Here is a 16,749-nt window from a genome sequence, read left to right as displayed (position 1 = left end):
ATATGGGGTGGTGGCTGGACCTTAGCCCGAGCGAGTGGGACGCGGTCCGGCTCTCCATCCGGGTCTCGATATGGGCGACGGTGGCGAGCCTGCCGCTCGGCATCGTCGTCGCCTATGTGCTGGCGCGCAAGGAGTTCTGGGGCAAGGCGGCGCTGAACGGCCTCGTCCACCTGCCGCTGATCCTGCCGCCGGTCGTCACCGGCTACCTGCTGTTGCTGACCTTCGGCCGGCGCGGGCCGGTGGGGGCGTTCCTCTACGAGCATTTCGGCATCGTCTTCTCCTTCCGCTGGACGGGCGCGGCGCTCGCCTGCGCGGTGATGGCGTTTCCGCTGATGGTGCGCGCCATCCGCCTTTCCATCGAGGCGGTAGACCGCAGGCTGGAGGCGGCGGCCGGCACGCTGGGGGCCAGCCCGCTGTGGGTGTTCGCCACCGTCACCCTGCCGCTGATCCTGCCCGGCATCATCACCGGCATGATCCTCGCCTTCGCCAAGGCGATGGGCGAGTTCGGCGCGACCATCACCTTCGTCTCCAACATCCCCGGCGAGACGCAGACCCTGCCCTCGGCCATCTACACCTTCACCCAGGTTCCCGGCGGCAACGCCGGCGCGATGCGGCTGACCGCGATCTCCATCGTCATCGCGATGACGGCGCTCGTCGCCTCGGAGGCGCTGGCGCGCCGGGTCGCCGCAAGGCTCGACGTCAAATGACGATCGAGATCGACGTCGTCCACCGCCTAGGGAAGTTCGCGCTGGAGGCCCGCTTCGAGAGTGACGGGCGGCTGATCGCGCTGTTCGGCCATTCCGGCTCGGGCAAGACCTCGCTCATCAACCTGATCGGCGGTCTCACCCGCCCGGATACGGGCCGCATCGCCGTCAACGGCCGCGTGCTGGTCGACGTGGAGGCCGGGGTCTTCGTGCCGGCGCACAAACGGCGCATCGGCTACGTCTTCCAGGACGCGCGGCTGTTCCCGCACATGACCGTGGCGCAGAACCTGAATTACGGGCGCTTCTTCACCCCGGCGGGCGAACGCTACGCCGATTTCGGCGCCGTGGTCGAGCTGCTGGGCATCGGCCATCTGCTCGACCGGCGGCCGGGCCGGCTTTCGGGCGGAGAGAAGCAGCGCGTCGCCATCGGCCGGGCGCTGGTCGCCAGCCCGAGGCTGATCCTGATGGACGAGCCGCTGGCCTCACTCGACGAGGCGCGCAAGGCCGAGATCATGCCCTATATCGAGACGCTGCGCGACGAGGCGGACATTCCCATCGTCTATGTCAGCCATTCCATCGCCGAGGTGGCGCGGCTCGCCACCGACATCGTCGCGCTCGCCGAGGGCAAGGTGGCGGCCAGCGGCCCGGCGGCGCGGGTGCTGCCGCTGCTCAACCTGCCCGGCGGCAAGGAGCAGGACGGGGAAAGCGCACTGATCGAGCTCGTGATGGTCGAGCCCGACGAAGGCTACGGCCTGTCGCTGATGCGCTCGGCCGGCGGCGGCGAATGGCGCCTGCCGAAGGCCGACGCACCGGCCGGGGCGCGGCTGCGCGTGCGGGTGCGCGCCCGCGACGTGATGCTGGCGCGCGAGCGGCCGCACGACATCAGCGCGCTCAACGTCCTCAAAGCGCGGATCGCCTCGATCGCGAGCGACGACGGGCCGCAGGCGCTGGTGCGGCTCGACCATGGCGGCGAAGAGCTCGTGGCCCGCATCACCCGCCGCTCGCTCGACACGCTTGGGCTCGCGCCGGGCGCCGAGGTCTTCGCCATCGTCAAGACCGCGACCTTCGACCCGGCAGCGACGGCGGCAGCGCCCGCGCGGCGGTAGCGACCAGGAATGTAGCGATCCGGGCGCGGTTGCGGCATAACAGGCGGGCAGCCCGTCATCGCGAGGATGTCCGCCCGTGCCCACCTTCACCTTCAAGATCAGGTTCGACCCAGAGGGCCAGATCGGCCACGGCAAGGTCGAGCTTCTGGAGCAGATCGCCGCCTTCGGCTCGATCTCCGCCGGCGCGCGGCGGATGAACATGTCCTACAAGCGGGCCTGGGACCTCGTCGAGGAGATGAACACCATCTTCGGCAAGCCGGTGCTAGCCACCCAGAAGGGCGGGCGCAGCGGCGGCGGCGCGCAACTGACCCCGACCGGCCTCGCCGTCGTCGCGCGCTACCGCGCCATCGAGCGGGCGGTGGAAGCCGCAGCCGCCCCGCATATCGAGGCGCTGGCGGCCGAGATCGAGGGCAAGTGAAGCGGCAGCCACCGTCCCCGCTTGAACTCGAAACCGCGACAGACCATATCTTGGGCAAGTGAAGGCGCCGTCTGGGTCTTCACGCCGACAGTCGCTCTTCGAGGACACGCTTCGCATGACCCGCGTCACACCCTTTTCCAGCCCGCTCCTGCTCGGCTTCGACGCCATCGAGAAGACGCTGGAGCGCGTCGCCAAGAGCGGCGACGGCTATCCGCCCTACAATATCGAGCGCCTCGCCGGCGGCGAGAGCGGCGACCGCCTGCGGATCACCCTCGCCGTGGCCGGCTTCTGCGAGGCCGACCTCGAGGTGACGCTGGAAGACAGCGAGCTCGTGGTGCGCGGCCGCCAGAACGACGACACCGAGCGCCAGTTCCTGCATCGCGGCATCGCCGCGCGCCAGTTCCAGCGCGTCTTCGTCCTTGCCGACGGCATGCGGGTGACGGGGGCCCAGCTGAAGAACGGCCTGCTCGCCATCGACCTCGACCGACCGGAGCCGGACCGGCTGGTACGGAAAATAAACATTTCGGTGAAAGACTGAGTTCCGGCCGCACCGGAACAAGGAAAGCTCTGCTGCGGGCCGGTCTTATGGACGCCCCGCAAAGAAGGAGGCTGACATGACTGACAACGACAAGACCCCTGCCCTGACCCCCGCGGAACTCGCGCATCTCGGAGAAGGCTCGCTCGCCTATCTGCGCGAGATCGACGGCGCGGAGCTCGCCGGCCGGTTCCCCGGCATGCCGCATATCGCGCCCGGCACCAAGCTGTGGGCCGTCTTCGCCGCCGACGGGCGGCCGATCATGCTGACCGACGCGCGCGACGCCGCGCTGGCCGGCGCGATCCAGAACGACCTGACCCCGGTCAGCACGCACTGAAGATCGAGGTCCGGGAATCGAAAAGGCGGCCCTGAAGGCCGCCTTTCGGGAATGGCAGCGCCAAGCGGCGGCCGACACGACGCCGGACGATCCCGCCCGGCCGCGAAGCACGCTCAGGCGATCTGCGATGTCGGCGCCTGCGACAGCAGGGTGTGGATCGCATCGGCCTCGCGCGTCGCGCGAATCTTGGCCACCGTGTCGGGATCCCGTAGCACGCGGGCGATGCGCGACAGCGCCTTCAGGTGATCGGCGCCGGCGCCCTCGGGCGCCAGCAGCAGGAAGACGAGATCGACCGGCTGGTCGTCGAGCGATTCGAAGTCGACCGGGGTTTCCAGCCGCGCGAAGATGCCGGTGATGCGGGAGATGCCGGCGAGCTTGCCGTGGGGGATGGCGATGCCGTTGCCGACCCCGGTAGAGCCCAGCCGCTCGCGCTGGAGGATGGTGTCGAACACCTCGCGCTCCGGCAGGCCGGTGACGGCGGCGGCCTTCTCGGCCAGCAATTGCAGAAGCTGCTTCTTGGAATTCGCCTTCAAGGCCGGCATCACCGCCGAAACCTCGATCAGGTCGTTCAGATCCATTTTCAGGTCATCCTTCCTGCTCTGCCCGTTTGCCGCAACGCAAGCCCCGCCTGCGGTCCGGTCGAGAGCGCGGCGATCAGCGCGAGGCCGAGTTCGCCGCCGACGAGGTGTCTATCCAGCCGATATTGCCGTCGGCCCGGCGGTAGACGACGTTGACGTGCCCGTTGCCGCCATTGCGGAACACCACAACGGGGCCGTCCCTGGTGTCGAGCTCGATGACCGCGTCGGCCACCGACATGGTCTTCAGCGCAACGGTCGATTCGGCGACGACGGCCGGCGCGTAGTCGACCGGGACCTCCTCGTCCTCGCCGGCGACGGGAGCGACGACGCGATAGTCGAGATCGATCCACTCGGCCGCGGCCGAAACGGGATGCTCCTTCAGGCGGCGCTTGTAGCGGCGCAGCCGCTTCTCGACGCGCTCGGCGGCGGCGTCGAAGGCAAGCTGCGGGTCCTGCGCCTGGCCGCTCGCCTGCAACGAGATGCCGGTGTCGAGATGAACGAGGCAGTCGGCGGAGAACCGCGAGCCATTCTTCTCCACGGTCACGGTCCCACCATAGCCGCCGTCGAAGTATTTATTGACCGCATCCTCGATGCGGCCCTCGATCTTGACGCGGAAGGCGTCGCCAATATCCATGTGCTTACCGGAGATGCGCAGGCTCATGTCGAACTGACCTTTTCTTGTGCTGGTTCTCTCTCGGGATTCCGACTGCTGTCGAGTTTATACCTGTGGTCGGCACACTCAAGGTTTTCGGCGGCTCGGGCGTCGGCTTCCGGCTACGCCACCGGCGCCCACGTCAACGGCGCCACAGCGCGGGAACCCCGTTTCGGCCACCCGGCGCATGCGGCCGCGCTTCTAGTCCGTTTTGCATCGGCTTGTCAACGCGAGGCCCCGGAGCGCCCGCCGACCGGGCCTTTCAGCGCCGCACGGCGGGGTTTTTCAACGCCGCACGGCGGCAAGGGCGCGCTTCTCGCGCCGGCGCTGGACCGAGGACGGAATGTCCATGCCTTCCCGATATTTGGCGACGGTGCGCCGGGCGATGTCGATGCTTCTTTTCCTCAACATATCCACAATCGCGTCGTCGGAGAGCACGTCGTCGGGCGTTTCCGCCTCGATCAGCTCGCGGATCAGGTCGCGCACCGCCGTTGAGGAATGGGCGTCGCCCCCTTCGGTCGAGGCGATGGCCACCGAGAAGAAGCGTCGCAGCTCGAACGCGCCGCGCGGGGTCATCATGTACTTGTTGGCGGTAACCCGGCTGACGGTCGATTCGTGCATGCCGATCGCCTCGGCCACGTCCTTCAGGTTGAGCGGCCGCAGGTGCCGGACGCCATGGACGAGAAAGGCGTCCTGCCGGCGCACGATCTCGCTCGCCACTTTCAGGATGGTGCGGGCCCGCTGGTCGAGGCTGCGCGTCAGCCAGTTGGCGTTCTGCATGCATTCGGCGAGGAACGCCCGGTCGGCCTCGCTCGTCGCGTGCTTCGAGACATGGGCGAAATAGCTCTGGTTGACGAGGACGGCCGGCAGCGCGTCGGGATTGAGCTCGACCGCCCAGCCGCCGTCGGCGGCGCGGCGCACGATCACGTCCGGCACCACCGCATCGGCCGGTTGGGCGGTGAAGGCGGTGCCGGGGCGCGGGTCGAGCCGGCGGATCTCGGCGATCATGTCGAGCAGGTCCTCGTCGCCGACGCCGCACAGCCGCCGCAGCTGGACGAAGTCGCGCCGCGCCACCAGCTCGAGATTGGCGACCATCGCCCGCATCGCCGGGTCGAAGCGGTCGCGCGCCTTGAGCTGGAGCGCGAGGCATTCAGCGAGGTCGCGGGCGAACAGCCCCGGCGGATCGAAACCCTGGCAGGCGGCGAGGACGGCCTCGACCGCCTCCTGCGCGCAGCCGAGGCGCTGCGCCAGCCCGGCGATATCGGCCTGGAGATAGCCGGAATCGTCGAGCGCGTCGGCCAGCTCCGACGCGATCAGCCGCTCGGTGGGATCGTGGAAGGCGAAGGCGATCTGCTCGGCGACATGGCCGGCGAGCGAGGGCGGCACGGCGGCGAAGGCGTCCATGTCGAAATCGTCCGGCCCGCCGGACGCGCCCGACGCCGATTTCCACTGGCCGGCGAGGTCCGGCCCGATGCGCTCTTCCGTGCCGGGATCGTCGGGAAAGACGTTTTCCATCGAGGAATCGAGCCGTTCCGACATGGTCTCGGCGCTGATGCCGGCCTCGTCGAACATGCGGTCGAGCCGCTCGGCCGCCGCCTCGCCGGCGGGCGGCTCGTTAGCCCCCCCGTCGCCTTGCGGCTCGACGGCCGCCCCGTCGCCTTCCGCCTCCGGCCGTTCCAGCAGCGGGTTCTTTTCGATCTCGTCCTCGATGAAGCGCTCGAGCTCGGCATGGGTGAACTGCAACAGGCGGATCGACTGCATGAGCTGCGGCGTCATGGTCAGCGATTGCGCCTGGCGCAGTTGCAGTTTGGCGCTGAGTGCCATCCGGTGTTTCCCCATGCCGCAGTGCGACATGAAACTGGCCCGGCTTTTGCTTGTCAAGCGCCGGCGAACGGTTTCTCGCTTGGGCTTCGGGGCGCGCTACAGGCTGAAGGATTCGCCGAGATAGAGCCGGCGCACGTCGGGGTTCTCGACGATCTCGGCCGGGACGCCGTGAGTCAGCACCTGTCCGGCATGGATGATGTAGGCGCGCTCGACGAGGCCGAGCGTCTCGCGGACGTTGTGATCGGTGATCAGGACGCCGATGCCGCGCGCGGTCAGATGGCGCACGAGCTGCTGGATATCGGAGACTGCGATGGGGTCGACGCCGGCGAACGGCTCGTCGAGCAGCATGAAGTTCGGGTTCGACGCCAGCGCCCGGGCGATCTCCAGCCGGCGGCGCTCGCCGCCCGACAGCGCGATCGATGGCGACTTGCGCAGATGCGCGATGTGGAACTCCTCCAGCAGTTCGTCCAGCCGGCGCTCGCGCGCCTTGCGGCCCTTCTCGGTCATCTCGAGGATGGCGCGGATGTTGTTCTCGACCGAAAGGCCGCGGAAGATCGACGCCTCCTGCGGCAGGTAGCCGATGCCGAGCCGCGCGCGCCGGTACATCGGCAGCGCGGTGACGTCGTAGCCGTCGATCTCGATGGTGCCCTGATCGACCGGCACGAGGCCGGTGACCATGTAGAAGCAGGTGGTCTTGCCGGCTCCGTTCGGCCCGAGCAGGCCGACCGCCTCGCCGGCGCGCACGCCGAACGACACGCCGTTGACGACCTGCCGGCCCTTGTAGCTCTTGGTCAGGCCGCGCGCGATCATGGTGCCGCGGAAGCGCTCGCGGTCGGGCCGCTCGGCGGGCGCTTTCGCGGCCGGCCTGCGCAGAAGCGTCGGGAGCTTCACCGGCGGTCCTGCGAGCCGGGCTTGAGCAGCATCTTGACCCGGCCGGCGCCTCCGGCGCCGCCGCAGCCTTCGAGGTTGGCGAGGCCGGTCGCCATCCTGACCGTCAGCTTGCAGCCGACGATGACGTTGTCGCCCTCGGACAGCACCACCTCCTTGCCGGTCAGCACCAGCACCTCGCTCTTCATGTCGAAGCTGCCGTGGTCGGCGGTGGCGACCTGGGTGTCGGACTTCACATAGACCTTGTTCTCGACGACGAGGCGGTCGATGTTGGCCGAGCCGGTGGCGGCGGACCCGGTGCCGCCTTCCTTAGCGTAGTAGACCGTCATCTTGCCGGAGCGTAGCAGCACCGGCCCCTGCGTCACGGCGACATTGCCGGTGAACACGGCGAGGCCGTCATTCTCGCGCACCTCGAGATGGTCGCTCTCGATCTCGATCGGCTTGTCGCCGTCGAGCTTCAAGCCGGTCATGCGCCCGGCGTCCTGCGCCAGCGACGGCCCGGCCAGCACGGCGAGCGAGCAGGCGAGCGGCAGGGCCAGCGACAGCATGCGTTTCATGGTCTTCATTGCGTCTCCCCGCCCTCGGCCCCGGCGCCGCCCGGGCGCCCGTTATCTGCCGGCGTGCCGCGCAGGCGCCCGCCGTCTATCGTCATGCGGACGCGGTTCTCGAAAACCAGCACCGCCCCCTTGTCGCGAACCGACATCGAGTCCGCGCTTATGTGCGCCCCGTCGAGCGAAATGTCGACCGGGTCGGGTGTTTCGAGGCTGCCCGCCGCGACGTCGACGACGGCCGACTGGAGCACCGCCTTCATGCCGTCGTCGCTGGTCATGGTCAGCTCGCTGTCGATGGCGAGGCGGTTGGCCTCGCGGTCGAACACGCCCGACGCGGCGGAGACCGACATCCAGCCCGTCTCGTCGACGGGAAGCCTGGCGTTGATGCCCTCGAGATCGATGCGCCCGCTCATGCCGATGTCCTGGATGGCGCGGGTGGCGGTCATCGAATAGGGCCGTCCGTCCCGGCCGGTCAGCCCGTCGAGCTTCGGATCGGTCATCACCAGCCGCCCGTCCTCGATGGCGAGCGAGCTGAGGTCGATGGGCAGCGCCTGCGGCGTCCACAGCCACGACCGGCCGGCGAAGACGACGATCATCAGCAAGGCGGCCACGGGCAGGACGCGCTTGAGCAGACGCACGCGGCGCGAATGCCGGCGCGCGTCGGAGAACGCCCGCTCCACGCGGTGCGCGCGCGCCGGGTCGGCCTGCGCGGGCCGCCGCATACTGCCGGTGTCCGTCCGTGCCTGCGAAATGTTCATGCCCTCATGCCCGAAGCGGCGGACTTCACCGGTTCCGGCCTTCGCGCCGGCAACCCTCTTTGCGTCCGCATGGTAGCGACTTCGACTTGCACCCCATTATGGTGATAATTGGATGGTTTCAGCGGCATTCATACAGATATGCCGCCGCGCGGGGAAGCCTCCCGGCCTTGCCGGGCGCGGCGGGGGAGCGGCATGCCCCTTCCGGCGCGCGCCGGCTTGCACTAAAAGCAGCGCCGAGGGGCGGCAAGCGTCGGAGAAAGGCGTGCCATGACGAACCGTGCAGACGACATCATCGACCGCAGGCGGCTGCGCCGCAAGCTGACCTTCTGGCGCGTCGCGGCGTTCGTCGTCGCCGCGCTCGCCATCGCCGGCGCCGCTTCCTTCGCCATGCGCGACAGCCTCAGCGTCGCCGACCAGATCGCGCGGGTCAGGATCGAAGGCACGATCACCGAGAACGAGGAGCTCCTGAAGCGGCTGAAGCGCATCGGCGAGGCCGCGCACGTCAAGGGCGTGATCGTGACCGTCGACTCGCCCGGCGGCACCACGGCCGGCGGCGAGGCGATCTACGAGGCCGTGCGCAAGCTGGCGGGCGAGAAGCCGGTGGTGGCGCAGGTCGGCACGCTCGCCGCGTCTGCCGGCTACATGATCGCCAGCGCCGCCGACCACATCGTCGCGCGCCAGTCCTCCATCGTCGGCTCCATCGGCGTGCTGGTCCAGTTCCCCGACGTCACCGGGCTGATGGACATGGTCGGCGTCAAGCTGGAGGGCGTCAAATCGTCGCCGCTCAAGGCCGAGCCGTCGCCCTTCACCCCCACCACCGAGGAGGAGCGCGCCATGCTGCGCGCGCTGGTCATGGACAGCTACGACTGGTTCGTCGGGCTGGTCGAGGAGCGCCGGCCGCTCAGCCGCGCCGAGGTGCTGGCCGTTGCCGACGGCTCGATCTTCACCGGCCGGCAGGCGCTGGAGCGCAAGCTGGTCGACAGCCTCGGCGGCGAGGAGAAGGCGATCGAATGGCTCGCCTCGAAGGGCGTCGACGACAAGCTCGACGTGATCGAGTGGAAACCGGAGCCGCGCGGCGGCCTGCTTTCGACGCTGTCGGCCGCGAGCGTCATCGGTGCGCTGACCGGACTGGACCGGGCGGGAACGGATCGCTTGTTCCTTGACGGGCTTGTGTCGGTCTGGCACCCTGCCGGCCGCTCTTTCAGGGACTGAAAACCCAAGCAAAACACCCGCCTAGCGGAGATTCTCCGCGAGATGCGGCCCGACCCACGGCGTGGAGCCTCCAAGATGATCAAGTCCGAACTCGTGCAGACGATTGCCAACCGCAATCCGCATCTTTTCCTGCGTGACGTCGAAAACATCGTCAACGCCATCTTCGAGGAGATCACGGAGGCGCTGGCCGCCGGCAACCGCGTCGAGCTGCGCGGCTTCGGCGCGTTCTCGGTCAAGAACCGGCCGGCGCGCATCGGCCGCAATCCGCGCACCGGCGAGTCGGTCGAGGTCGAGGAGAAATGGGTCCCGTTCTTCAAGACCGGCAAGGAGCTGCGCGAACGCCTCAACACCGAGGACGAGCGCTGAACCGGGGACGGACGGAAGCCCCCCGCGAAACCGGATAAAGACATGCTCAACCGCATCGTGACCGTTCTCGTCTTCATCCCGCTCGCCATCGTGCTGATCGCGCTGGCGGTGGCCAACCGCATGCCGGCGGCCTTCACCATCGACCCGTTCAATCCCGGCAATCCGGGCCTGACGATCACGCTGCCGCTGTTCGTGCTGCTGTTCGCCGCGCTGGCGCTCGGCCTTATCCTCGGCAGCCTCGCCACCTGGTTCCGCCAGGGGCGCTACCGCAAGGCGGCCCGCCAGCGCGAGGCCGCGCCTGCTCCCGCTCCCGCCCGCCCCGGCGGCAACCAGCCGGCCCTGCCCGCGCCGCGCAACTGAGGCTTCAGCGCGGGCGAGGACGAAGCCGGCGATCGCCTCGGCCAGCCCCGGCGCGAGCGGCAGGGACGGATCGCCATAGGCGGCGAGGTTCGCGGCCGCATCGCCCGGCGGCACCGCCTTCAGCACATGGTTCATGCCCGGGATGAGCACGCGCCCGGCCGCCGGCTGCGCCCGCGACAGGGCGTCGGCATCCGCGGCGCCGACCTGAAGGTCGGCGTCGCCCTCGACGATCAGCACCGGCAGCTTCACACCGGTGATCAGGGCGGCGGGATCGCGGGCGAAGGCGTCGATGAGGAACCCCTGCACCGCCTCGGAGAAGAACAGGCCCTGCAAGGACGGGTCCAGCCCGGCGGCATCGACACGTTCGCCGCGTTCCAGCGCCTCGATGGCGGCAAGGGCCTCGGCGAGAACCGAGGCGTCGGCGAGGCTGGCGCGCAGCTGCTCGCGCAGGACGACGCCCATCGGCCGGCCGGGCGCGGCGACCAGCACCAGCCCGCACAGCGACGGCCCGGCGGCTCGCGCCGCCACCAGCGCGACGAGCCCGCCCTCACTGTGTCCGAGGAGCCATGCGCATTCGGCCGCCGTCCTCTCCCGCGCCACCTCGACCCATGCCAGCGCGTCGCCGGCATAGTCGTCGAAGGTGACGGCGTTGGGGTCGGCGAAGGTTCCGGCGCTGGCGAACATGCCGCGCTTGTCGACGCGGATCGAGGCGATGCCCCGCTCTGCCAGCGCGTCGGCCAGCAGCCGCAGATAGCCGGCCTCGACGCCCAGCGGGCTGTCGCCGTCGCGATTGGTCGGGCCGGAGCCGGGGATGATGACCACCGCCGCGCGCGCAACTCCGTCCGCCGGCATCGCGAGGCTGCCGCGCAGCGGGCCGTTTTCCACCTGCGCCTCCACCTCGACCTCCGCGGATGTTGCCGGGGCCGCGCCGAGCAGCGCGAGGCAGAGAGTCAGACGTTTGATGCCGTTCATCGCGGCGTCCTCAAATCAGGGTCCGGGCGAGCTTCGCGGCCTGAACCCTGATGTCGGGAACCGCCTCGATCTCGAACAGCGCGCCGCGCGTCAGCGGGCCGATGGCGAAGACCCGGCCGGACGGATTGCCGGCGGCATCGATCACCGCGCAATCCTCGGTCACGTCGAGGCCGAGCCGCAACGGATCAGGCCGCGCCAGCCCGCGGTCGGTCAGGCTGCGCACGGCTGCGAGCGAGCCGGACGCCACGTCCCTGACGACGCCGGTACAATCGTAGATGCGGGCGACCGCCAGCGTCTGCGCCGCTGCCGCGCCGCGCAGGCGCAGCGTGACGAGCAGGCCGTCGTCCGCCCTCTCGACCGTCCCGACCTTGCCGGCCAGCGGCGTCAGCCCGCCCTCGCCCACCGCGGCGGCGAGGCGGGCGGCGATCTGCGGCGCGGCGCGGTGGCGATGCACGTCCCACCACGCCTTGGCGTGGCGCAGGAAGCGCCCGCGCTCGTCGTCGCTCCATGCCTGCCAGATGCGCTGGTTGAAGGGGCGCAGGCCGTCGATCACGTTCTGCCAGTGCCCGCCTGCGGCCTCGTGCGCGCGCACCAGCCGGCGCAGCCAGTGCATGAAGCGGGCCGGCGGGGCGCCGAGCGGCACGTCGGCGATGTCGATCGGGATGGGCTTTCGCGCGAGATGCGCGCGCGGCATCAGCCCCCGGCGCGACAGCACCGTGACCGGACCGCGATGGCCGCGCGCCTTGAGGGAAAGCCAGGCGTCGATCATGCTCAAGCCCGAGCCGAGGATCAGCACCGGCGCGTCTGGGGCGAGCGGCGTGTCGCCCGGTGCGCCCGGCTTCATCGCATGCAGGGCGATGCCGGCAGGCTCCGCGTCGTGCCCGACCGCGAGCACGGCGGCGTCCGCCTGAAGAACCGTCCCGTCGGCGAGGCGGACCGCGACGCCGGCCGCGTGCGGCGAGACGGAGACGACGTCAGCCTGCATGAGCCGCAGGCGCTCGGGCTCGCGCGCGGCGAGACCGGCGGAGATCTCGCCGAGATAGTCGCCATAGAGCCGGCCCGGGGCGAAATGGAGCGAATCGGCGGCAACGGCGATGCCGCGCGTGCCGAGCCAGATGCGGAAATGGTCCGGCGCGTCGGGAAAGGCGCTCATGCCGTGGGCGCCGACATTGAGCAGGTGCTCGTCGAGCGTCGCCGAATAGGCGAGCCCGCGGCCGAAGACGCCGGTTTTCTCGACGATCACGACCCGAAGCGCCGGATTTTCCGCCTTCAGAAGCTGTGCGGCGAGCAGGACGCCGCTCGCGCCGCCGCCGATGATGACAATGGTTCTTTCGCCTCTCACGCGGTTGCCGTCTGTCCCCTGTCGGTGCTCACGCCAGCGAAAAGACATTGGCGCGGCGCAGCTTCACCGCGCCCTGATCCCCGACGCTGACCACGGTTTCCGGCGTCACGTCAAGCTCCACCGTCTCGCCGTCGTCGAGGCGGGCGACGAGGCGGCGGCTGTCGGGCCGGTCGAGGATGCGCAGGATGCGGGCGGAAAGCCCCGCGCCCTCGCCCGCCCATTCGAGGTCGGCCGGGCGGGCGTAGATCTCGGCGTGACCGTCCGGGACCCCGTCGGCCGCGATGCTGCCGCCGGCGATGCGGGCGACGCCGCCGTGCACCTGCGCCTCCAGCCGGTTGGTGTCGCCGAGGAAGCGGGTGACGAAGGCCGAGGCCGGGTTGCGGCACACCCCCTCAGGGCTGCCCTCCTGCACGATGCGGCCGTGGTCGAGGATGACGACGCGGTCGGCGAGGTCGAGCGCCTCCTCCTGGTCGTGGGTGACGAACAGGGTGGTGATGCCGAGCTCGTCGTGAATCTCGCGCAGCCAGCGGCGCAGCTCGCGGCGCACATTGGCGTCGAGCGCGCCGAACGGCTCGTCGAGCAGCAGCACGCGCGGGTCGACGGCAAGCGCGCGGGCGAGCGCCACGCGCTGGCGCTGGCCGCCGGAGATCTGCCCCGGGAAGCGGCCGCCGAGCCCGTCGAGCCGCATCAGCGACAGGAGTTCGCCGACGCGCGCCTCGATCTCGGCGCGGCTGCGCTTGCGTCTGGAGACCTTCATGCCGAAGGCGATATTGTCGGCCACCGTCATGTGCGGAAACAGGGCATAGTGCTGGAAGACGAAGCCGACGCCGCGCTCGCGCACCGGGATGTTGGTGGCGTCCTGGTCGCCGAAGCGGATCGCGCCGCCGTCGGCATATTCGAGCCCCGCCACCATGCGCAGGATCGTCGTCTTGCCCGAGCCGGACGGGCCGAGCAGAGCAACCAGCTCGCCGCTGCTGATTTCCAGCGACACGCCGTGAACGGCGCGGAAGGTGTCGAAGGTCTTCACCACATTGTCGAGGACGATCTTCATGGTCTGGCTCCTTCAGTGGAGGCGGCGAGGGCCGGGCTGGCGAGGGCGGGGCGGCTGACCCGGCCCGCGCCGCGGCGCTCCAGCGCCAGCTTGGCGATAATGGTGACGAGGGCGAGCAGCGTCAGGATCGAGGCGGCGGCGAAGGCGCCGGCCGTGTTGTAGTCGTGATAGAGCAGCTCGATGTGCAGCGGCAGCGTGTTGGTCTGGCCGCGTATGTTGCCGGACACCACCGAGACCGCGCCGAACTCGCCCATGACGCGGGCGTTGCACAGGACGACGCCGTAGAGCAGCGCCCAGCGTATGTTGGGCAGCGTGACCGAGAAGAAGGTGCGCCAGCCGGATGCGCCGAGCGAGGTCGCAGCCTCCTCCAGGTCGCGCCCCTGCGCCTGCATCAGCGGGATCAGCTCGCGGGCGACGAAGGGCGCGGTGACGAACATCGAGGCCAGCACGATGCCGGGCAGCGCGAACAGCACCTTGATCTCCGCCGATTGCAGCGCCGGGCCGAACAGGCCCTGAAGTCCGTAGACGAAGAGATAGGCGACGCCGGCGACGATGGGCGAGATCGAGAACGGGATCTCGATCAGCACGGTCAGCGCCCGCTTGCCCCGGAAGTCGAACTTGGTGATCGCCCAGGCGGCGGCGACGCCGAAGGCGGTGTTGACCGGCACCGCGACCAGCGCCGTCAGCACGGTGAGCAGGATGGCGTGGCGCGTGTCGGGATGGACGATGTTCGCCGCGAAGGCCGGGACGCCGAGGCGGAACGCCTGCGTGAAGATGACGATCAGCGGGGCGAGCACCAGCACCGCGCCGAGGACGAGCACGAAGCCGATCAGCGTGCGCCGGACCGCCGGGGAATCGCCGATGCGCGGCGGCCTGCCATGATGCGTTGCCGCCATCGCTCAGCTCCTTTGCGTGTAGCGCAGCGCGCGCGCCTGAAGGATGTTGGTCGCCGCCAGCATCAGGAAGGCGGTGAACAGCAGCACCGAGGCGATGGCGGCGGCGGCCGGGTAGTCGTATTCCTCGAGCCGGATGAAGGCGAGAAGCGCGGTGATCTCGGTCTCGAAGGGCTGGTTGCCGGCGATGAAGATGATGGCCCCGAACTCGCCGAGGCTACGGGCGAAGGAGAGCGAGACGCCCGCCAGCAGCGCCGGCGCGAGCAGGGGCAGGATGACGCGTGCGAAGATCGACGCGTCGGAGCCGCCGAGCGACTGCGCCGCTTCCTCCAGCGCCGGGTCGAGGTCTTCCAGCACCGGCTGCACCGTGCGCACCACGAAGGGAATGGAGGTGAACACCATGGCGATCATGATGCCGAGCGGGGTGTAGGCGACCTTGACGCCTATTTCCGCCAGCGCCGCGCCGAACCAGCCATTGGCCGCGAACAGCGTGGTCAGCGCGATGCCCGCCACCGCCGTCGGCAGGGCGAAGGGCAGGTCGACCATGGCGTCGACCAGCCGCTTGCCCGGAAACGAATAGCGCGCCAGCACCCAGGCCAGCGCCAGCCCGAACACGACGTTGACGGCGGTCGCCGCCGCCGCGGCAAGCACCGTGACGCGGTAGCTCGCCAGCGCCCGGCCCGAGCTGACGATGCGCCAGTACTCCTCCGGGCCGAGGCTCGCCGCCTTGAAGATCAGCGCGCCGATGGGCAGCGCGATGATGATGCCGGCATAGAAGAGGGTGATGCCGAGCGACAGCGGCAGACCGGGCAGGACGCGGCGTTTCAACTTCGTCTTTCCTTCAAAGTCTTTGCTTCAAACGGCACGAAGCCGGCGGGCGAGGCGCCCGCCGGCGATGCGGAATGGCCGCAATGCGTTAGCGTTCGCCGTAGATCTTGTCGAGCAGGCCGCCGGACGCGAAGTGCTCGGCCTGCACCTTCTCCCAGCCGCCGAACACGTCCTCGACCGTCACCAGACGCACCTCGGGGAACTGGTCCTTGAACTTGTCCTTGACCGCGGGGTCGTTGACGCGGTGGCCGCGCTCGGCGGAGATGGTCTGGCCCTCGGGCGTGTAGAGGAAGTCGAGATAGGTCTTGGCGAGCTCGCGCGAGCCGCGCTTGTCGACCACCTTGTCGACGATGGCGACCGGGAACTCGGCCAGCAGGCTGACGGAGGGCACGACCAGCTCGAACTTGTCCTCGCCGAACTCCTTGGCGATGCCGCGCGTCTCGGCCTCGAAGGTGATGAGCACGTCGCCGATCTCGCGCTCGACGAAGGTGGTGGTTGCGGCGCGGCCGCCGGTATCGAACACCGGCACGTTGTCGAACACCTTGTCGATGAAGGCGATCACCTTCTCCTCGTCGCCGCCGAAGGCTTCCTTGGCGTAGGCGGTGGCGGCGAGATAGGTGTAGCGGGCGTTGCCGGAGGTCTTGGGATTCGGGAAGACGATCTTCACGTCGTCGCGGGCGAGATCGCCCCAGTCCTTGATGCCCTTCGGATTGCCGGCGCGCACGAGGAAGGAGGGCAGCGAGTAGAAGGGCGAGGCCTGGTTGGGGAAATCGCCCTGCCAGTCGTCGGTGACGAAGCCGTTCTGCACGAGGAAGTCGATGTCCGTGACCTGGTTGAAGGTGACGACGTCGGCCTCCAGCCCCTCGACGATGGCGCGCGCCTGCCGCGACGTGCCGGCATGCGACTGGTCGATGGTCTTGCCGGGATGCTTGGCGACGAAGGCGGCGTTGACGTCGGCGAACAGCTCGCGGGCGATGTCGTACGAGGCGTTGAGCAGCGTATCGGGCGACTGCGCCTGTGCCGGGGCGGCAAGCAGGCCGGCAAGGGCGGCGCCGAGAACGAGAATGCGCTTCATGGGTCTCTCCAGAAAAACAGACAGGGTCCGGGGAATTGCGGGATCGAGGAAAATTCGCCGGCCAGTCTATGCAGGCAGCCCGCTTCCAAGGAGGCAAGCGATGTCGTTTACAGCCCGCATCGAAGAAAATTCATCCTGCCATCAGGCCAGATCAGGGTCGAGTTTCGCAAATCGAACCTCTTTCCTCCGCGAGACAGGAATTTCGTTTCATCCGGGATGCCCCTCCGCAACAGCGGCGCAGGCGGCTGCCCGGTTTACCTCGCGCCCGCCGATGCCTATCAACGGGAGACGGATCAATT

The 16,749-nt window shown here is 69.4% G+C and carries 19 protein-coding genes and 1 pseudogene; 8 read left to right on the top strand and 12 right to left on the bottom strand.

Features of this window, described 5'->3' with window-relative positions; genetic code table 11:
• The first annotated feature begins 2 nt into the window (after positions 1–2).
• From modB to M9945_RS04430, 5 genes are all read left to right on the top strand, one after another.
• Positions 3–707 carry a molybdate ABC transporter permease subunit gene (gene modB / locus M9945_RS04450; protein WP_367944758.1) on the top strand — a complete coding sequence of 235 codons (705 nt, stop codon included), beginning with the start codon at positions 3–5 and terminating at the stop codon, positions 705–707.
• Entirely contained in the window at positions 704–1,810 is a 1,107-nt protein-coding gene (gene modC / locus M9945_RS04445; RefSeq protein ID WP_367943568.1) for a molybdenum ABC transporter ATP-binding protein, read from the top strand. Before modB ends, modC begins: the two co-directional genes overlap by 4 nt.
• A gap of 76 nt (positions 1,811–1,886) precedes the next feature.
• Positions 1,887–2,228 carry a winged helix-turn-helix domain-containing protein gene (locus tag M9945_RS04440; protein WP_367943567.1) on the top strand — a complete coding sequence of 114 codons (342 nt, stop codon included), beginning with the start codon at positions 1,887–1,889 and terminating at the stop codon, positions 2,226–2,228.
• Between the two features lie 115 nt (positions 2,229–2,343).
• Positions 2,344–2,766, top strand: a complete 423-nt coding sequence (locus M9945_RS04435; protein ID WP_367943566.1) for an Hsp20 family protein — start codon at positions 2,344–2,346, stop codon at positions 2,764–2,766.
• Between the two features lie 76 nt (positions 2,767–2,842).
• Positions 2,843–3,100 carry a DUF1150 family protein gene (locus M9945_RS04430; RefSeq protein WP_367929906.1) on the top strand — a complete coding sequence of 86 codons (258 nt, stop codon included), beginning with the start codon at positions 2,843–2,845 and terminating at the stop codon, positions 3,098–3,100.
• Between the two features lie 113 nt (positions 3,101–3,213).
• Here the strand turns inward: M9945_RS04430 and ptsN are convergent, their stop codons facing one another.
• The 6 genes from ptsN to lptC all read right to left on the bottom strand — a co-directional run bounded on the left by ptsN (position 3,214) and on the right by lptC (position 8,351).
• The gene (gene ptsN / locus M9945_RS04425; RefSeq protein ID WP_367929905.1) at positions 3,214–3,678 is read right to left on the bottom strand and encodes a PTS IIA-like nitrogen regulatory protein PtsN; all 465 of its coding nucleotides are present in this window, start codon (positions 3,676–3,678) and stop codon (positions 3,214–3,216) included.
• A 76-nt stretch (positions 3,679–3,754) separates the two neighbouring features.
• Positions 3,755–4,339: a ribosome-associated translation inhibitor RaiA gene (gene raiA / locus M9945_RS04420; protein WP_367943565.1), complete on the bottom strand. Its 585-nt coding sequence runs from the start codon at positions 4,337–4,339 to the stop codon at positions 3,755–3,757.
• Positions 4,340–4,615: 276 nt separating this feature from the next.
• Entirely contained in the window at positions 4,616–6,154 is a 1,539-nt protein-coding gene (gene rpoN, locus M9945_RS04415) for an RNA polymerase factor sigma-54 (RefSeq protein WP_367929903.1), read from the bottom strand.
• A 96-nt stretch (positions 6,155–6,250) separates the two neighbouring features.
• Complete coding sequence (gene lptB / locus M9945_RS04410) at positions 6,251–6,964, bottom strand: LPS export ABC transporter ATP-binding protein (protein ID WP_367929935.1); 714 nt, start codon at positions 6,962–6,964, stop codon at positions 6,251–6,253.
• Positions 6,965–7,041: 77 nt separating this feature from the next.
• Positions 7,042–7,599 carry an LptA/OstA family protein gene (locus tag M9945_RS04405; RefSeq protein ID WP_367929934.1) on the bottom strand — a complete coding sequence of 186 codons (558 nt, stop codon included), beginning with the start codon at positions 7,597–7,599 and terminating at the stop codon, positions 7,042–7,044.
• A gap of 5 nt (positions 7,600–7,604) precedes the next feature.
• Positions 7,605–8,351 carry an LPS export ABC transporter periplasmic protein LptC gene (gene lptC, locus M9945_RS04400; RefSeq protein ID WP_367943564.1) on the bottom strand — a complete coding sequence of 249 codons (747 nt, stop codon included), beginning with the start codon at positions 8,349–8,351 and terminating at the stop codon, positions 7,605–7,607.
• Between the two features lie 267 nt (positions 8,352–8,618).
• Between lptC and sppA the strand changes: the two genes are divergently transcribed.
• The 3 genes from sppA (at position 8,619) to M9945_RS04385 (ending at position 10,289) form a co-directional block, all read left to right on the top strand.
• Positions 8,619–9,563: a signal peptide peptidase SppA gene (gene sppA, locus M9945_RS04395; RefSeq protein WP_367943563.1), complete on the top strand. Its 945-nt coding sequence runs from the start codon at positions 8,619–8,621 to the stop codon at positions 9,561–9,563.
• Between the two features lie 75 nt (positions 9,564–9,638).
• The gene (locus M9945_RS04390) at positions 9,639–9,929 is read left to right on the top strand and encodes an integration host factor subunit beta (protein ID WP_367929900.1); all 291 of its coding nucleotides are present in this window, start codon (positions 9,639–9,641) and stop codon (positions 9,927–9,929) included.
• A 42-nt stretch (positions 9,930–9,971) separates the two neighbouring features.
• Positions 9,972–10,289 (top strand): lipopolysaccharide assembly protein LapA domain-containing protein, encoded by a 318-nt coding sequence (locus M9945_RS04385; protein WP_367943562.1) that lies wholly within the window; start codon positions 9,972–9,974, stop codon positions 10,287–10,289.
• A 138-nt stretch (positions 10,290–10,427) separates the two neighbouring features.
• On the opposite strand, the pseudogene M9945_RS04380 reads toward M9945_RS04385, so the two are convergent.
• From M9945_RS04380 to cysP, 6 genes and pseudogenes are all read right to left on the bottom strand, one after another.
• Positions 10,428–11,141: pseudogene (locus M9945_RS04380) on the bottom strand (alpha/beta hydrolase); the annotation flags it as partial.
• Positions 11,142–11,271: 130 nt separating this feature from the next.
• On the bottom strand, positions 11,272–12,603 hold the full coding sequence (locus M9945_RS04375; RefSeq protein WP_367943561.1) for an FAD/NAD(P)-binding protein: 1,332 nt from the start codon (positions 12,601–12,603) through the stop codon (positions 11,272–11,274).
• Positions 12,604–12,631: 28 nt separating this feature from the next.
• Entirely contained in the window at positions 12,632–13,654 is a 1,023-nt protein-coding gene (locus M9945_RS04370; RefSeq protein ID WP_367943560.1) for a sulfate/molybdate ABC transporter ATP-binding protein, read from the bottom strand.
• Positions 13,651–14,550, bottom strand: a complete 900-nt coding sequence (gene cysW, locus M9945_RS04365; protein WP_367943559.1) for a sulfate ABC transporter permease subunit CysW — start codon at positions 14,548–14,550, stop codon at positions 13,651–13,653. The genes M9945_RS04370 and cysW overlap by 4 nt, the downstream gene beginning before the upstream one ends.
• A 3-nt stretch (positions 14,551–14,553) precedes the next feature.
• Positions 14,554–15,375, bottom strand: coding sequence for a sulfate ABC transporter permease subunit CysT (gene cysT, locus M9945_RS04360; RefSeq protein WP_367943558.1), 822 nt, complete (start codon positions 15,373–15,375; stop codon positions 14,554–14,556).
• Positions 15,376–15,463: 88 nt separating this feature from the next.
• Complete coding sequence (gene cysP / locus M9945_RS04355) at positions 15,464–16,450, bottom strand: thiosulfate ABC transporter substrate-binding protein CysP (protein WP_367943557.1); 987 nt, start codon at positions 16,448–16,450, stop codon at positions 15,464–15,466.
• Between the last annotated feature and the right edge of the window lie 299 nt (positions 16,451–16,749).

It is taken from the genome of Aquamicrobium sp. (assembly GCF_023954335.1).
GTDB lineage: Bacteria > Pseudomonadota > Alphaproteobacteria > Rhizobiales > Rhizobiaceae > Aerobium.
The sequence above is the reverse complement of the archived record's forward strand: the minus strand, read 5'-3'. Positions and strand labels throughout refer to the sequence as shown.